This is a genomic window from Marinomonas phycocola (genome assembly GCF_047525455.1).
Taxonomy (GTDB): Bacteria; Pseudomonadota; Gammaproteobacteria; order Pseudomonadales; family Marinomonadaceae; genus Marinomonas.
In genome coordinates this window covers 76,635-93,100 of the sequence record NZ_JBLIXL010000010.1, presented here as the reverse complement: position 1 = coordinate 93,100, position 16,466 = coordinate 76,635, and the positions used below count along the sequence as shown (strand labels likewise).

11 protein-coding genes are annotated in these 16,466 nt (G+C 40.7%); 6 read left to right on the top strand and 5 right to left on the bottom strand.

The features are described from left to right. Nucleotides 1-41: 41 nt before the first annotated feature. Entirely contained in the window at nucleotides 42-911 is an 870-nt protein-coding gene (locus ACMUMJ_RS09580; RefSeq protein WP_414678613.1) for an SMP-30/gluconolactonase/LRE family protein, read from the bottom strand. Nucleotides 912-1,256: 345 nt separating this feature from the next. Here ACMUMJ_RS09580 and ACMUMJ_RS09575 point away from each other — a divergent pair, with 345 nt between their 5' ends. Continuing rightward, on the top strand, nucleotides 1,257-2,846 hold the full coding sequence (locus ACMUMJ_RS09575; RefSeq protein WP_414678612.1) for a hypothetical protein: 1,590 nt from the start codon (nucleotides 1,257-1,259) through the stop codon (nucleotides 2,844-2,846). Between the two features lie 111 nt (nucleotides 2,847-2,957). Here the strand turns inward: ACMUMJ_RS09575 and ACMUMJ_RS09570 are convergent, their stop codons facing one another. Next, nucleotides 2,958-5,096, bottom strand: coding sequence for a dihydrolipoyl dehydrogenase family protein (locus ACMUMJ_RS09570; RefSeq protein ID WP_414678611.1), 2,139 nt, complete (start codon nucleotides 5,094-5,096; stop codon nucleotides 2,958-2,960). Nucleotides 5,097-5,407: 311 nt separating this feature from the next. Here ACMUMJ_RS09570 and hpf point away from each other — a divergent pair, with 311 nt between their 5' ends. Next, entirely contained in the window at nucleotides 5,408-5,806 is a 399-nt protein-coding gene (gene hpf / locus ACMUMJ_RS09565; RefSeq protein WP_414678610.1) for a ribosome hibernation-promoting factor, HPF/YfiA family, read from the top strand. Nucleotides 5,807-5,954: 148 nt separating this feature from the next. Here the strand turns inward: hpf and ACMUMJ_RS09560 are convergent, their stop codons facing one another. Beyond that, nucleotides 5,955-7,097: a patatin-like phospholipase family protein gene (locus tag ACMUMJ_RS09560; protein ID WP_414678609.1), complete on the bottom strand. Its 1,143-nt coding sequence runs from the start codon at nucleotides 7,095-7,097 to the stop codon at nucleotides 5,955-5,957. 203 nt (nucleotides 7,098-7,300) lie between these two features. Between ACMUMJ_RS09560 and ACMUMJ_RS09555 the strand changes: the two genes are divergently transcribed. Continuing rightward, nucleotides 7,301-8,440 (top strand): beta-ketoacyl-ACP synthase III, encoded by a 1,140-nt coding sequence (locus tag ACMUMJ_RS09555; protein ID WP_414678608.1) that lies wholly within the window; start codon nucleotides 7,301-7,303, stop codon nucleotides 8,438-8,440. A 121-nt stretch (nucleotides 8,441-8,561) separates the two neighbouring features. Continuing rightward, nucleotides 8,562-10,202: a phosphoglucomutase (alpha-D-glucose-1,6-bisphosphate-dependent) gene (pgm, locus tag ACMUMJ_RS09550; protein WP_414678607.1), complete on the top strand. Its 1,641-nt coding sequence runs from the start codon at nucleotides 8,562-8,564 to the stop codon at nucleotides 10,200-10,202. A 100-nt stretch (nucleotides 10,203-10,302) separates the two neighbouring features. Here pgm and ACMUMJ_RS09545 read toward each other — a convergent pair whose 3' ends face one another. Together ACMUMJ_RS09545 and ydiJ are read right to left on the bottom strand one after the other, a co-directional pair. Further along, nucleotides 10,303-11,043, bottom strand: coding sequence for a spermidine synthase (locus tag ACMUMJ_RS09545; protein ID WP_414678606.1), 741 nt, complete (start codon nucleotides 11,041-11,043; stop codon nucleotides 10,303-10,305). A gap of 94 nt (nucleotides 11,044-11,137) precedes the next feature. Continuing rightward, on the bottom strand, nucleotides 11,138-14,215 hold the full coding sequence (ydiJ, locus tag ACMUMJ_RS09540; RefSeq protein WP_414678605.1) for a D-2-hydroxyglutarate dehydrogenase YdiJ: 3,078 nt from the start codon (nucleotides 14,213-14,215) through the stop codon (nucleotides 11,138-11,140). Nucleotides 14,216-14,439: 224 nt separating this feature from the next. Here ydiJ and ACMUMJ_RS09535 point away from each other — a divergent pair, with 224 nt between their 5' ends. Beyond that, nucleotides 14,440-15,330, top strand: coding sequence for a 1-aminocyclopropane-1-carboxylate deaminase/D-cysteine desulfhydrase (locus tag ACMUMJ_RS09535; RefSeq protein ID WP_414678604.1), 891 nt, complete (start codon nucleotides 14,440-14,442; stop codon nucleotides 15,328-15,330). A gap of 169 nt (nucleotides 15,331-15,499) precedes the next feature. Continuing rightward, nucleotides 15,500-16,381, top strand: a complete 882-nt coding sequence (locus ACMUMJ_RS09530; protein WP_414678603.1) for an NAD(+) kinase — start codon at nucleotides 15,500-15,502, stop codon at nucleotides 16,379-16,381. Nucleotides 16,382-16,466 lie beyond the last annotated feature (85 nt).

The window sequence follows — 16,466 nt, the reverse complement described above, 5'->3', positions numbered from 1 at the left end:
TTCAGTCATCTAGTTAGTAAGTTAAATAAAATGAAGATAGGTTATTTTTTGAATCTTGATTCAATTAATCCAGTGGAGCTCGTCTCAATTGCAAAGATACCACCCGCATTTGGATAGGTAATGAGTTCTTCTTCTGTATGAGCGCTTCGACAGGTTGTTACAAAAAGTGTTTTCATCTCAGGGCCACCAAATGCGACCATTGTTGGGTAAATAGCGGGCACTGGGTATTCTTCTAATATTTTTCCTTCAGGGCTGATTTTGACAACCCTTTGGCCAGCATACAAAGCAGACCAATAATTTCCGTCTGTATCAACTGCAGCGCCATCTGGGCGTCCCAATCCTCTTGGAAATTCTATGAACACCTTTTTATTACTGACTTGACCGCTTTCCATATCGTAATCGAATGTATAAACAATGTGATTGGGTGTGTCTGAGTAATACATTGTCTTGCCGTCTGGAGAAAATGCAAGACCATTTGATGTCCATGCAGATTGATCCAACAGGGTGTTTCTACCATTTGAGAACTGATGCAGAGCGCCTTTAAAAGCGTCTTTAGGGGAATACATTGTCCCTGCTAAAAAGCGACCATTGAAATCACATCGACCATCATTGAATCGTGTGGTTTTCTGATCGTAATCAGCGGCCCAGTATAATGAAAGACGGCCCGTAAAATTAACCGAGGTATAAACGCCTGAACGGAATGCGGCAATAAACCCACCGGATTCTGTCAATGAAAAACAGCCAATTTCTTCATCGAACTGACGTGTTTCTAACGTTTCTGTTGTTAGGTTGAAGCGGCAAAGTTGATAGGAGTCAATATCAACGAAATACAGCGAATTGGTTTTTTCATCCCATCGTGGGCATTCAGCCAATTTTGCTTGTATATCAACCAAACAGTGTATATTCGACATGAAATCTCCGTAAAAGCATTAAATTAGTTCGTATAAGGTAATAGTGCTTCTGATTGATCCTATTGTAAATACTTGGGCTTGGCTTTGTATTGAATATGGTAGTGCAAATGGCTTTTTCCTATTCTTTATCTGATTGAGCCTGCTGTAAAGAAATGCTATTTTGTCATTGTTCTGACTGAATTTTGATCTATTGCTAGTGTATCCGGTTTTTATTATCAATATGAGTTGGCAAGTCTTTTGCTTTAGGTCCTTAGTACAGTTGGCTACTTGTTTGTAATTTGAGTGAATAGGCTTAAGTCGCCAAGCTATTAACTATAAGAAAACAGGCTAATACGGAAGGCAATTATGGTGAGCATACGTAGAAAAAAGAAAGCCATTAGCAAAGTTGTAAAACTACTGAATTTAGCAACTTCTTCTAATTCAAGTGAGTCGAAGATGGCCCTGCGTCATGCAGAGTCTGTCGCCCATCAAAATGACTTGAAAATGCATGAAATACCACAGTCGATGTTATGTGATATCAAAACGCTCTATAAGGTTAACTGGAGCAGTCATCGTCGAATGTTTTCTACTGAAGAACAAGTGAAACCGCAATCTCAGGAGCCTTTATCTTCTCGACGATTTAGTGAAAAGCCAGTTGACCCAAATAAGGCATATGCGAACAGTAAAACGATATTGGATGATATTGACTCTTCTGATACATGCGCTTCTGTTGAGGATGTTTCTGAGGCAGTAGTGGAAGCCAATGAGTCATTTGAAAAATCAGAATGTACGGAAAAAGAAAATTGCCGTCCAAGTTCAATGTTTAAGACACCTGAGGATAGTAGGTCATCTATGAATTTCGCGGCAGACAATGTTATTAATGCGGCAAACGCTTTCCGCCCAGATACCGTCGCTTTTACAGATCGTCTTCGTGGGCAATATGCGTCGAGTAATCCAGATATGCCATTTGAAGACGATAAATATTGGAACAAAATACACGAACAATTGGTTAATTTTGATGAGGCGGGTGTTCAATCTAAATTGGATGCAATTGCGTTACAGCAATCGTTAGCGGAAGAGTCTTTAAAGCAAAAGCGCAATGAACGTTTGCTTTCAGAGCAAGAAGAGCAAGCAGAGCGTAGTGAACGAGCTAAAATTGAACGTGGTTTTGAAGAAGCCATTGAAAAAGCGTTTCAATTAAGAGCTCAAGCTTATGAAGCCTGGGAAAAGCGCCGAGCTGAAATTCGAATGCATTGCTTGAGAGCGGAGCGAGATGCACTATCAGGCTTTGAAGAGTTAGTTGAAGACTATGATAAAATTACATCAGATTATCAAAGGCATGTGCAATTAAAAGAAGAGTATCGTGCAGCTAAAATAATGCACGAATTACGAAAACATCTTGCCAGCTCGGTGAAAAAAGGCAATGAAGGACGAGCTTCATTCGATGCCGTTGTGCAAATTATGGAAGAAAATGATCTGTCCCTTCGCGATTTGGAATTCTCTGATATTAAAAACAAAAGCTTGTTTATCAAGTTGCTTGAGAGAGAGACTGCGAAAATTGAGGATATCGATTCTAGAGAGTGCTATACGGATGATATGCTGACGAAGTTCTTAACTTCAACAGTCGGTACTAAGCGAACTAATAAAGTGGTTAACCCATTACTGCAAATTGAAGAGCTGCTTGCTGATGCAAGTAAAAGTGGTCAATTTGAAGCTCAGAAAAGCTTAGATCAAGTATTCCATTTAATGTCATCTAATGGCATCAGTATTAAGGATGTGAATTTAGCGGTTATTACGAAGTACTCTATCTTTGTACGACTGTTGAACTGGGAGTCAGAGCAGATTTCGTCAATAGAAGATCGTGAGCGATTTACTGCGGGTGTACTTGAAGATTACGTGTCTTTAACTATTGATGCTGCTGATCCAAAACAGACTGCGAGCAAGAAGACAGTGTAATCGAGACTCGTATTTGCATTTGATTACTAGATAAAGAGGTAGAAATAAAGGAAGCAAAAAAAACCAGCAATGTGCTGGTTTTTTTGCTTTGAAGAACGGTTTAAGCGGTGCTTATTTTCCACGGCTCCAACGATGAAACTTCTCTACATAAGACAGTACTTTGTGTGGGATGTGCGCTCTTTTCCACTCACCTGCAGCGTATTTGTTTGCTTCTGCCATGGTTGGGTAAATATGGATAGTACCCAGTACTTTATTTAACCCAAGGTTGTATTTCATTGCTTGTACGTATTCAGCAATCAAATCGCCTGCATGACTACCGACAATCGTAACACCCAGTATTCTATCTTTACCTGGTACGGTTAATACTTTAACAAACCCTGCTGTATTTCGATCAGCAATGGCTCTGTCTAGCTCTTCAATTTCAAACTTGACCACTTCATAAGGAATGTCCTGAGCCTTAGCTTCATCTTCGCTTAAGCCAACACGTGCAACCTCAGGGTCGGTAAAGGTCGCCCAAGGAATAACTCGATAATCTACGGTAAACTGCTTAAATTTTCCGAACAAAGCGTTGACGGCTGCAAACCAAGCTTGATGGGCTGCTGTATGAGTAAATTGATAAGAGCCAATGACATCACCAACACCATAGATATTAGGTATGTTGGTTCTTAAGTAGTCGTCCACAACCAATGCCCCGCGTTCATTGATTTCTACGCCAATTTCTTCTAAACCAATGCCACGAACATTAGGTGTACGACCTACGGCAATTAATAAAGTATCGAATGGCACTAATACTTCACCGCTTTCATGGGCGCAGCGTAAGAACTGTTTATCGTCTTTTAAAATGACTTCCTCGGCAGCGTGGCCTGTTAACAGTTGAACGCCTTCATTGATGAAATTATCAGACACCCATTTTGCAGCATCTTCATCTTCACGAGGCATGATGCGAGCCCCTCTTTCGATTTGAGTAACTTGTGCGCCCAGTCTTGCGAACGATTGAGTTAATTCACTGCCTATTGGGCCACCACCTAGCACGATGAGTCGACCTGGGTTTTCAGTCAGGTTCCAAATTGTGTCGCTCGTGTGATAAGTAACTTGGTCTAATCCTTTGATATTAGGGATAAAAGGCCTTGCTCCAGTTGCGATGACAATGTTTTTCGTGGTTAATATTTTTCCATCAACTTCGATTTCATACGGTGAGATGACACGAGCGTCACCTGTTATACAGTCAACGCCTAGGTCTGTGTATCGCTCAATGGAGTCATGTGGTTCAACGTCTTTGATGACGTTGTGAACGCCTTGGAAAACGGCTTTAAAGTCAACTTCTGGTTCAACATCTGTAATGCCGAGTTTGGATGCGTTACGCATGTCGTGAGCAGTATGTGCTGCACGAATTAATGCTTTACTTGGAACACATCCTGTATTTAAACAATCGCCACCCATTTTGTGACGTTCAATAAGACCTACTTTCGCTTTTACTGCCGCAGCAATGTAAGAGCTGACTAGGCCACCAGCTCCTGCGCCAATAACCAGCATGTTGTAATCGAAAGATTGAGGTTTTTTAAATTGTTTTAAGCTCTTCTGTGATTTGATCATATCTATTATCTTCTTCGCAATGATTGGGAAAACGCCGAGTAAGACGAAAGAAAGAATCAAGCCCGGAGATAAGATACCTTTCAAACTGTCAATTTGAGCAAGTTGAGTACCTGCATTTACGAAAACACCAGTTCCTGCCACCATACCAAGTTGGCTTACCCAATAAAAGCGCCATGTTTTGATAGGTGTTAAACCCATTAGTAAGTTAATAAGAAAAAATGGAAATGCAGGAACAAGGCGCAGAGTGAATAAGTACAGCGCGCCGTCTTTTTCCATACCTTTATTAAATGCTTTTAAATTCTGCCCAAATTTGGCTTGTACCGATTCTTTAAATAAGTAACGAGAAACTAAGAAGGCGATGGTTGCACCTAGTGAACTTGCAAAAGAAGCAATGAGTAAACCTTGAATAAGCCCAAATAAAGCACCAGATGCAAGGGTTAATATCACCGCTCCTGGTAAAGAAAGTGCCGTAATAAATACATAACTTATAAAAAACACACCTGTCACAAGGACGGGTTGCTCTGCTCTTAACTCCGCAAAAGAGGATTGTTGTTCTTTTAGATAAGAGAGGCTTAAAAAGGTATGTAAGTCGTATGCAAAAAATAGTGCAACGGTGATAGCTACAATGCCAATAATAATTACTTTAGATGCTTTCATGGATATTCTCCATTGAGCGACCGCTGTTTAGTGGGTGTTTTTTGATCATGATAGTTATTTCTTCTATTAATTTTGTTTGTGATGACTATGACAGAATTTGCAAAAATTAGTTCAGTACGTTGTTAAAAAAAGTTATAGGAACGATATTTTGTTTAATTTTGTTTGATTATTGTTCTTTATTGAAAAAAAACGACAAATTAAGTTGAATTTTTATCAACTAGGCCATAAGTTTCAAGTACGTCAAGCAAAAAAAGAGAGGTAAGGGGCAGATTTGAATATCGTTTTGTAAATTGAATAAGGAATAATTATTTATGTACACTCTTAATATTAGTGGTCATCATGTAAAATCTGGAGATGATATACAAGAATTGGTAAAGGAGAAAATGGATCATCTTCAGCGAATAAATAATCAGATCACTACGATCAATGTTATTTTGAATTCTGAAAAACACGCAACAAATGACGTGATAGCAGAAGCCAGTGTTCACATTCCTGGCCACGATTTATTTGCTACTGCAAGAACAGATAAGCAACTATCAACTGCACTTGACATGCTAGTAAGTAAACTGGAAAAGCAGTTGATAAAACATAAAGCTCGTCATCCATCTGGACGAGTTCATCATATTAACGCTCAAGACGTTGAGAGCTCAGTTGAGAAGGAGTATCAGGCAGAGTTCAATGAATTAGTCGAGCGTGAGGTAATTAGCTAAGCCTTCTATATAAAGTAAGGCTCTTTTTTATGAGCCTTGCCATTTAAACACGCCTTCACACATCAAAACATTTGGCTTTTTTAGAAAGCAGCTTAGCAATACAATCTATATTCTGTTTACTCTCTTTCTCATTGTGCTTTTTGTTGCTTTATTTACCATGAGATAAAAAATCGAGAATTCTATCTTTTTCCCACATAGCATCTTTTTGACCCAGTTCAATTAATTCTTGGCAATACTCTGGCGTGAATAGTAAATAGCTTGCCGCAGAGTTGCCGGATTGGTCTTGGTTATTACCTGTTATGCTTAACAAAAAACGAATGCTTTTTGGCAGTGTATTAAGGTATTTTGCTGCTATTTGATCAATCGCTTTAGAAGGGGAAATGATCAGGGATTCAATGTGCTTGGCTTTTGGAATGATAATGTCTTCAGGGACATAAGATAAAATTGAGTTAATGTACTCTAGTTGTTGTATGTCTCCTTCAAGGTTATCGATAAATGCACTGTTTAATAATTGACCTGTGATATGTCCCATTGAAGGGGAATTAGGCATTTTAGGTGTGTCAGTCCAGGACTTGGGGTTCTGATTACCACTGACGCCAATAATCATAATTTTATTTGCCCCTAGTTGAATCGCTGGGCTGATTGGCGATCGTTGTCTCATAGCTCCGTCGCCATAGAAGTGTTCTTCGATTTTTTGTGCTGGAAATAGTGTAGGGATTGCGCTTGAGGCAAGTAAGTGTGAAAAGTTAATTTTTGATGACTGACCACTACGACGAAACCCCGACCAATTTCCTAGGTCTTGATTCCCTTCAAAAAACGTGGTGGTTTCACCTGTCGTGTAATTCATGCATGTGACAGCAAGAGCAATGAGCTCTTTTTGATCTATTGCGTTGGGAATTTGATGTAATGGCAAAAATCTCTTTAATAGTTTTTCTAGGGGGGCATTATTGAGTAACGACACAATCCGATCGTGATCATTTTTGTTTTGTATGATAGAGGAAACGACTTTGGATGCAGATGAAAATAAAGCTGAGCTTTTGGTTTCATAAACCTGATCTGGTGTTAGGTGTCGCCACACATAGTTAAGGCGAGTCACGGCTTTGTTGAAGTTGTGTGAATGAGTTGCCAGCATGGATGCGTTTAGTGCTCCTGCTGACGTGCCGCACAGAATCGGAAAAGGCAGTTTAGAGTCTTTAGGCAACATTTTTCCGATTGCAGATAATACGCCAACTTGATAGGCCGCTCGAGCCCCACCACCGGATAAAATTAACGCATGTGTATCTGTTGGCATAGGAGGTTTAACTTTCTTCTTGGTAAACATGCAGATCCTTATTTTTCTACTAGTTACTAAATATAGTTGTTTATTTACTGGCTATAAACGTGATTTTATTGATATAACTATAAGTAATGGTATCTTGATTAATTATATTTTATTAAACAATGTTTTTTGGCTAGATGTGTATGAATTACATCAAAATAAGAAGAGAACTATAAATGCAGAAAAAATCTGTTGTTATCAGTGGCGTCGGCTTGTGGACACCACCTTACACTGTGAGTAATGAAGAGTTAGTAGACAGCTATAACGCGTGGGCAGAGCAATATAATACTAAAAATGCAGAACAAATTCACAATGGAGAGATGGAGGCAAAGCCTTTCTCAAGTGCTGAATTTATTGCCAAAGCGTCTGGTATCAAAAATCGTTATGCCTACGTGAAAGAAGGTATTTTAGACATTAATCGCATGCGCCCTAAACTGTCTGTTCGTAAAGATGAGGAATTGTCTCACCAAGCTGAAATGGCGATGCATGCCGCTAAGAAAGCATTATCAGAAGCTAATAAGGTTTCTACCGATATTGATATGGTCATTGTTGCTTGTGCGTATACGCAAAGATCGTATCCAGCTATCGCCATTGAAGTGCAAGCTGCTCTTGATATACAAGGGCAAGCTTTTGACATGTTAGTGGCATGTTCGGCGGCCACGTTCGCCTTGCAAAGAGCCTATGATTCCGTCGCTTCTGGGAGTTGCCGCGCCGTTTTGGTGATTAATCCTGAACTGACGTCTCCTCAGGTAAATTATACGGATAGAGATTCCCACTTTATTTTTGGTGATGTTGCAACTGCCGTGGTGATTGAATCGTCAGAAACCTGTGTCTCGGCGCACAGTTACGATATTTTAGGAACTCAGTGCGTTACGTCCTACTCAAATAATATCCGTTCAAACTTTGGTTATACCAGTCGTGTTACAGATGAGAACCCTTATGAAGCAGATAAGTTGTTCCATCAAAATGGGCGTAAGGTATTTAAAGAGGTTTGCCCTATGGCTGCTAGCCACATAGAGGCGCATCTATCTACGCTGGGAATCAGTATTAATCAATTGCGCCGCTGGTGGTTGCATCAAGCCAATATTAATATGAACCTTTTGATCAGTAAAAGGCTATTGGGACGAGATGCGACTTTAGATGAAGCGCCAATTGTATTAGACCGTTTTGCAAATACAGCATCAGCTGGCTCTATCATTGCTTTTTCTGAGCATCATAAAGATTTGGAGGAAGGTGATTTAGGCGTTATTTGCTCTTTTGGTGCAGGTTATTCCATTGGTAGTATCGTGCTTCAAAAACGTGATGTAAACGCGTAATGAGTAGCGTACAGGCCCTATTAATTAGGAAAATAAGTGAAGCAGGTGTGTTAACGCATTGAATGTCATATCAATATGATGGAGTATTGATAACGCAACTTAACAGATAAGGGATAATTCTATGGCGCTTCATCCACAAGCTGGTAAACCGTGTTCTCATGATAAATTAGTGAACCTCCCAGCGCTTATTGCCGCATATTACGTAAAAACGCCTGATATTAAGCAATACCCTAACCAAAAGGTAAGTTTTGGAACGTCAGGTCATCGAGGCAGTGCTCTGCACACCAGTTTCAATGAACACCATATTTTGGCTATTTGCCAAGCAATTGCAGAATACAGAAAAACCATTGGCGTCGATGGACCGCTTTATTTAGGTAAAGATACTCATGGTTTGTCTGAGCCCGCATACCAAACAGCGATTCAAGTGTTGACTGCAAATGGTGTTCGTATCAGAGTGCCTCTTGATAATGGATATACACCAACACCAGTCATTTCTCATGCCATCCTTACTCATAATACCAGCCAGCAAGATGTGTCTGATGGCATTGTCATCACGCCTTCACACAATCCTCCAGAAGACGGTGGAATAAAATATAACCCTCCAAAAGGGGGGCCTGCAGAAACCGATGCGACGAATTGGATAGCGAATCGAGCCAATGAATTATTGCTTGGTGAATTGCAAGATGTAAAAAGTCAATCTGTTTCCGTTGCTGAGGCGTCCAATTTATTAGAACCATTTGATTATATCGAACATTATGTTTCTCAATTGGACAGTGTTATCGATATGCCTGCGATAGCTAAAGCAGGTATTAAAATTGGAGTTGATCCAATGGGAGGATCTGGAATTCATTTCTGGAAGCCCATTGCAGATCGCTATGGGTTAGACATTACGGTTGTAAATACTAAGGTTGATGCGACATTTAGCTTTATGCCGTTGGATAAAGACGGGCGTATTCGGATGGATTGTTCTTCTGAATATGCTATGCAAAACCTCTTAATTTTGAAAGATCAGTTTGATATATCCGTTAGTAATGATCCTGATTTTGATCGTCATGGTATTGTCTGTGCTTCATCTGGATTGATGAATCCTAATGCGTACCTCGCAGTTGCCATTGAATACTTAGCAACACATAGACCGCAATGGAGTGAGGATACTCAATTTGGTAAAACGTTAGTATCCAGTGCCATTATTGACCGTGTGGTAGCGGGCTTAGATCGGAACTTGTGCGAAGTCCCCGTTGGTTTTAAATGGTATGTTGACGGTTTGTATTCTGGCACGATGGGATTCGGTGGCGAAGAAAGTGCAGGTGCTTCTTTCTTGAGGAAGGATGGCTCAGTGTGGACAACGGATAAAGACGGTTTTATCCTTGCGTTATTAGCGGCGGAAATTCTAGCAGTGACAGGAAAAGACCCGCAGCAGCTTTATAATGAGCAAGTGGAAAAATATGGACATCCTTACTATAAGCGTATTGATGTACCCACAACACCAGAGCATAAAGCTCTGTTGTCCAGTTTGAGTGCAAGCTCTGTTTCTGGGGATGTGTTAGCGGGTGATGTCATTACTCGTATTTTAACCGAAGCGCCAGGAAATGGTGCTGTAATCGGTGGACTTAAAGTAGAGACGAAAAATGGCTGGTTTGCTGCTAGACCATCTGGCACTGAGAACGTTTATAAGATTTATTTGGAAAGCTTTGTGTCTCTTGAGCATCTTGATGCGTTGGAAAACGATGCTAAAACCTTGGTAAATAATGCATTGTGTTAAATAGTTAGCGGTCATTTAAGTGCTTAAGAAGGTGTTCACGTCACACATCAAGGAATATGTGACGCAACATGCGATGCTAAAGAAGTCGATGCAAAATTCTCTATACTTCATTTAAGCGGCTCAGCCACTTGGTTGCATTAAAGCCAAGTTCAGATGATAGTTTCTGAGCTTGGCTTTTTAATTGCTTTTCTGTTTGATTCTGGAACGATTTACTAGCAAGGATGACCCAGTTACCGCACCCCGTATCAAGGGCTCTTACGTCTAAAAAATACGTTCGTAGAGATTCAATGAGTTCTGGGTGATTGGTATGTTCTGACCAGCAATTAAGAGCTAACCAACCGTCATCTTTGATGTGTTTATCGCATTGCTCTATGAATTTTTGTTGCAGTACTGATTCATCCATTCCCTTCGTGTTATATATATCAGTGAAGAGGATATCGACTTTTTTCTGATCTTTCCGTTCTAAATATTGATTGGCATTTTGCCGGATAATCTGAATTTTTTTTCCTTTAGGCAGTCGAAAAAAACGTTCAGCGATATCAATAACACTTTGGCGTAGCTCAACAGCGGTTATATTTATACCTGGTATATGATGGTGCAGGGTGGTTAATAAACAACCACCGCCTAGTCCTAAAATAGCAACGCGCTTAGGCTGTTTGAAGAGTAATGCAAGCATCATTGCTTGGGTGTATTCGTGTTGTAATACATAGGGTGTTGCGGTGCACTGTTTGCTTTGTTCATCTCCTTTGACAAAGGACAAAATGCGGTGTTTACCATCGTCAAGAACATTTATGTTGCCGTATTCATCGTCGCAGCTGTAGAGAATGTTGGAATGGGTCATGTGAACTCATGTGTCGGTTTAAAATAAAAAACGCAGGTGACTTGTGTCAGTTAATTCAGTGTGTAGCCTGCGTTTTTGAAAAGGAAATGAATGGTTATTCCTGTTGGGATTGGGCAGTACGTATGTGTTTCAATAGGGCTTGAGCAGGGTGAGGTAAGTGAATGTTGTCCATTCGCTTAACTTGGCTGCGGCAAGAGTACCCCGTGGCTAATAACTTTGGTTGTAATTGATGGTCTTGGACTTTGCTCTTCCAAGAGAGTTGGTATATGTCTCCTGATGTTTGTTGGTTTTGGGTCTCGTGACCATAAGTTCCAGACATGCCACAACAACCGACTTGTTCAATATTTAAATTCAAATCGAGGTGGTTAAACACAGTGACCCAATTATTTATAGAGGGTGCCGCATTGGTTTTTTCCGTGCAGTGAGCCATTAAATGATAGGTTTCGTTGTTGAATGACAAATCTTGCTTTTCTAAATGAGCGGTTTGCTTTGATAGCCATTCTTGCAGAAGCTGTATTTCAGGGATCGAGCGAGAATCTCCAAAGGCCTTTTTGTATTCAGAGCGATAGGCTAATGTCATAGACGGTTCAATTCCGATGAAAGGCAGCCCATAAAAAGATAGGTTTTGCAGCATATCTAAATTTTTTCCTGCCGCACGATTAAACGCTTTCAAAAAGCCATGAACATGTAATGGTTTACCATTTGGCATATAGGGTGCTAAATAAGCTTGAAAGCCGAGCCGATTTAGCATCTCCATTGTGTCTAATAACAGCTCGGTTTCAAAAAAACTGGTAAAAGCATCTTGTACGACGATAACGGCACGTCGTCTGTCTCTTGGGTTAAGCGATTCAAGTGCCATGGGAGTCGCTAAGCGAATTCCACGACGTGACATTTCTTTTTTGAGATTGATTTTGCTTAAGCTTGGCGTGTCCGTTAACCCCATGTATTTGCTGGTTAAGTGATTAAACCATTGCCTTTCAACAATCCAATTATAGGGCGATGGCATAATGGAAAGTGTTGGCATCATAAATTCAAGTGAGCCAACGAAATGGTCTTTTACAGGGCGAAGGTAGCGGCCGTAGTAAATTTCTAAAAATTTAGAGCGAAATTCTGGTACGTCTACTTTGATTGGGCATTGTCCAACACAGGATTTACAGGCTAAGCACCCCATCATGGATTCATGAACTTCATTAGAGAAGTCGTATTCGCCTCTTTTCTTGGCAATTGTATTGCGGAGCTTCGGGAAGAAAGCCGTTAAAAAGTGGCTGTGTCTTACGTCTTTTGTTGCTTGTTCCGTGTTTACACCTTTTTCACTCATACCACGAACCCATTCACGTATTAACGAGGCCCTGCCTTTTGGTGAATGGCGTCTGTCTCGGGTGCCTTTCCAAGAAGGGCACATCGCATCGTTTGGATCAAAGTTGTAACATGCGCCATTGCCATTGCAATACATGCCTTCTTTAAATTGTTCTCGATTTTGTAGAGGGATTTGGCGGTCAAATTGACCTCTCATAGGGACTTCATCGATTCTGAGAAGTTCAACGCCTAATTCAAATGGTGTGGCGATTTTTCCCGGATTAAGTTGGTTATATGGATCAAATGCGGCTTTTATTTGTTGTATTACAGGGTATAAATCACCAAAAAATGCAGGCGAATACTCAGAGCGAACGCCTTTCCCATGCTCACCCCAAAGTAAGCCATTGTACTTTTGCGTTAGTGCAACCACTTTGTCAGTGATTTCACGGATAAGTGGCTCTTGAGTTTCGTCTTTTAAGTCAATAGCTGGGCGAACATGCAATACACCAGCATCTACGTGACCGAACATGCCGTATTGTACATTGTAGCTGTCTAACACCTCGCGAAATTCCATAATGAAATCAGCAAGGTTTTCTGGAGGGACGGCAGTGTCTTCAACAAATGGAATAGGGCGCTTCTCTCCAGAGACATTGCCTAATAGACCAACGGATTTCTTACGCATCCCCCAAATTTTATTAACGTTGGCATGACCGTTTGCAATGGTATATCCCAGCGTGCTGGCATCTTCTGCGGTGAGTGTATCTAATTTGTCTGTCAGATTTTTGATACGTGCATTCAGTGTGGCTTCATCGTTGTCGGTATATTCAACTAGGTTGATGCCTTGAATGTCTTCTCCTTCGATATGTGGGAAAAAGTCCGCGACGCTTCCCCAAATAATATCGCTTTTCGCTAACCCTAATACTCTCGAATCGACCGTTTCAATAGACGTTGGTTTAACTTCCAATAATTCTTTGGCTTGACGTAAAGAGGCTTCAAAGCTGTTATAACGAATGTTAACCAACGCGGCGAATGTAGGTATTTTTAAAAGGTTAACTTTGGCTTCGACAATAAACCCAAGTGTTCCTTCAGAACCACAAAGAACCGAGTTTAGGTCAAATAAACCTTCGTCAGTTCGTATATGGGCCAGATCGTAGCCTGTCAGGCAGCGGTTTAATTCAGGGAAAGTGTCTTTGATTTGTTTCTGGTTGTTTGCAAAAGCGTTATTTACTGTTTGATGAACGATGCCTGCATAATTACTTTCTTGAATAAGGATCTCTAACTTGTCATCGGATATTGGTGCGGTGTCCAGCGTTGTACCATCGAGTAATACGGTTTTCAGTTCGAGGACGTGGTCGCGTGTTTTGCCGTACATCACCGAGCCTTGACCGCTTGCGTCAGTATTAATCATGCCGCCTATCGTGGCGCGGTTACTGGTCGATAGTTCTGGTGCAAAAAAGAGTCCTTTTTCTTTAGCGGCTTTGTTTAGTTGGTCTTTTACGACGCCTGTTTGGACTCGGGCCCAGCCTTCTTCAACATTGATTTCTAGAATTTGATTCATGTGTTTAGACAGGTCAACAATAAGCCCATCTGATAATGATTGTCCGTTGGTACCTGTACCACCGCCTCTTGGGCTTAAAACAATGTCGTGAAATTCTTTTTGATTCGCAAGTTTTACTAGTGCTTGGATGTCTTCTATGGATTTTGGGTAGATAACACCTTGAGGCAATACTTGATAAATAGAGTTGTCAGTCGATAAAACAACACGATTGGCGTAATCAGGGTTTGTATCGCCAGAAAATTCTGAAGCCTTCAGGTTCTCAATAAAGTTGAGGTATTTTGCCTGAACGGGCGAGACTTCAGTTAACTTTGGAATCATTCTATTTCTCCAGATGAATTATCGCGAACGATTTTATCAAAAAGTGTCTATAAAAAGGGATATTTTTCACAGGAAAATTAAGAATGAAGTGACAATCTATCTGCGTAGGAAAAGAAGCATTACTGCGTGCCTCTTATATTGAGAGGTTTGGTCTGCGTACGTTCTACGTTGCTTTTATGCTATTGTGCCACGTTAGTGGCGAGTAAAAAGTAAGAGGTTATTTGGTGTCTTTGTTTCAAACAATTATTCTACCTAAAGCATTGTCTGATGCCGGTTATCAATTAACCATCTACCGTGGTGATTTAGAACATCAAGGAGCCCCTGGAAATAAGTGGCATAAACTAAAATACAATATCGAAAAGGCGCAATCCTTAAATGCAAAGTGTATTGCCAGTTTTGGAGGACCGTTTTCGAATCACTTGCACGCCTTAGGAAATATTTGCTCGGCTTATGATATGCAGGCCGTTGCGGTAGTTCGTGGCGAGTTACAGCCTAGTTTAACGCCAACGCTAAAGGATTTTGTTTCGCAAGGTGGTTTGCTGTGGCCTAGTTCAAGAAGTGATTATCGTAAGGAAATGGAGTCTAACGTGCGTCAAGATATAGACTGTTTTATTGATGGGTGTTATTGGATCCCAGAAGGCGGGTCGAACAGTTTGGGTGTGCAGGGTTGTTTAAACTGGTCGAAAACCATTTATGAAGAAGGAGGGTATGCCTTCCCTCGTTGGGTGATAAGTGCTGGAACCGGAACAACATCTGCGGGCTTTTTGGCAAATCAATCTATTTCACATTTATGTGTTATCCCCGCTATCAAAGGTGGTGAAGGGTTAGAGGAAGGCATTGTTAGGGATGCAAAAAAAGTCGAACAAGCAACCGAAAGTGATCGACTTACTATGAAAACTCATTACCATTGCGGTGGTTATGCAAAGCTGCCGAATACGTTGCGTGTTTTCTTGGATGAATTCTCTCTTTTGAATCCTTCCATACAATTAGATCCTGTTTATACGGTGAAAGTGCTATTTGGTATTGTAATGGAAATGTCTAACTCTGATTGGCCTTTGGAAAAGACGTTGCTCATTCATACTGGAGGTATTCAAGGTTGGAGAGGTTATATTTAAGCATTCAGGTATTTTTCTAACAATGCTTTCATACATAAAATGTTGTGAATTCAAGCGATTGCATAGCGATATCCATTAGGAACATGTTAAAGTTCTTTAATATGGTGCGCTCTTTTAGTAGGGTGCCGCTGGCTTTATACGTTAATTGATTATAAGAAGAGTAATGCAGATGGGACATTTTAAACGTGTCGGGATTATCGCAAGATTGGATAAGCCTAAAATCTTAGATACTGTTAAAAAATTATTAGAATATCTGCAAGGAAAAGGCAAAGAGCCCGTTTTAGAAGAAGATTTAGCATCTATGTTACCAGGCGTAAAGGTAGATACAGCGCCACTAAAGCAGCTTGGTAATCAATGTGACATGGCGATGGTAGTAGGTGGTGATGGCAGCTTTTTAGGCGCTGCTCGCGCCATTTGTGATTTTGATATTCCTGTTTTAGGTATTAACCGCGGCACGTTAGGTTTTCTCACTGATATATCCCCTCATGCTCTTGCAGAAGAGCTGGACTCAATTTTTGCAGGTGCGTTCTTCGAAGAAAAGCGTTTTATGATTGAAGCAAAGATAAAACGCAAGAATCGCCCAAGTGGAGATGGTGTCGCATTAAACGATTTGGTTTTGCATCCAGGTAAATCGGCGAGGATGATTCGTTTTGACCTTTTTATTGATGATCAATTTGTTATGAATCAAAAATCTGATGGTTTGATTGTCGCAACGCCGACAGGCTCAACCGCTTATGCGCTTTCCGCTGGTGGTCCCATTATGTTGCCAAAATTAGAGGCGTTGGTTCTTGTGCCGATGCACCCGCATACACTGAGTAATCGTCCAATTGTTATTGATGCGGATGCGCGTATTCGTATTGTCGTATGTGAATCTAACTTAACGTACCCAAGTGTGAGTTGTGACGGTCAGCTGCATATTACAGCAGCGCCTGGAGATGAAATACACATTCATCGTAAAGCGGGTGGTATTCGATTGATTCACCCAAAAAACCATGATTTTTATGATGTTTGTAGAAGTAAGTTAGGGTGGCAAACAGGCTACTCGTCGTAAGTTTTCTACTCAAGCGCTTTAGATGACGCTATGACTATAATCACTGCGCTAAGCGATCTTTTTAATCCTAATTTGTCAAATAAAA

Coding starts and splice junctions, on each gene's coding strand:
- ACMUMJ_RS09580 (WP_414678613.1), bottom strand. CDS start 911: ATGTCGAATATACACTGTTTGGTTGATATACAAGCAAAATTGGCTGAA.
- ACMUMJ_RS09575 (WP_414678612.1), top strand. CDS start 1,257: ATGGTGAGCATACGTAGAAAAAAGAAAGCCATTAGCAAAGTTGTAAAA.
- ACMUMJ_RS09570 (WP_414678611.1), bottom strand. CDS start 5,096: ATGAAAGCATCTAAAGTAATTATTATTGGCATTGTAGCTATCACCGTT.
- hpf (WP_414678610.1), top strand. CDS start 5,408: ATGTACACTCTTAATATTAGTGGTCATCATGTAAAATCTGGAGATGAT.
- ACMUMJ_RS09560 (WP_414678609.1), bottom strand. CDS start 7,097: ATGCCAACAGATACACATGCGTTAATTTTATCCGGTGGTGGGGCTCGA.
- ACMUMJ_RS09555 (WP_414678608.1), top strand. CDS start 7,301: ATGCAGAAAAAATCTGTTGTTATCAGTGGCGTCGGCTTGTGGACACCA.
- pgm (WP_414678607.1), top strand. CDS start 8,562: ATGGCGCTTCATCCACAAGCTGGTAAACCGTGTTCTCATGATAAATTA.
- ACMUMJ_RS09545 (WP_414678606.1), bottom strand. CDS start 11,043: ATGACCCATTCCAACATTCTCTACAGCTGCGACGATGAATACGGCAAC.
- ydiJ (WP_414678605.1), bottom strand. CDS start 14,215: ATGATTCCAAAGTTAACTGAAGTCTCGCCCGTTCAGGCAAAATACCTC.
- ACMUMJ_RS09530 (WP_414678603.1), top strand. CDS start 15,500: ATGGGACATTTTAAACGTGTCGGGATTATCGCAAGATTGGATAAGCCT.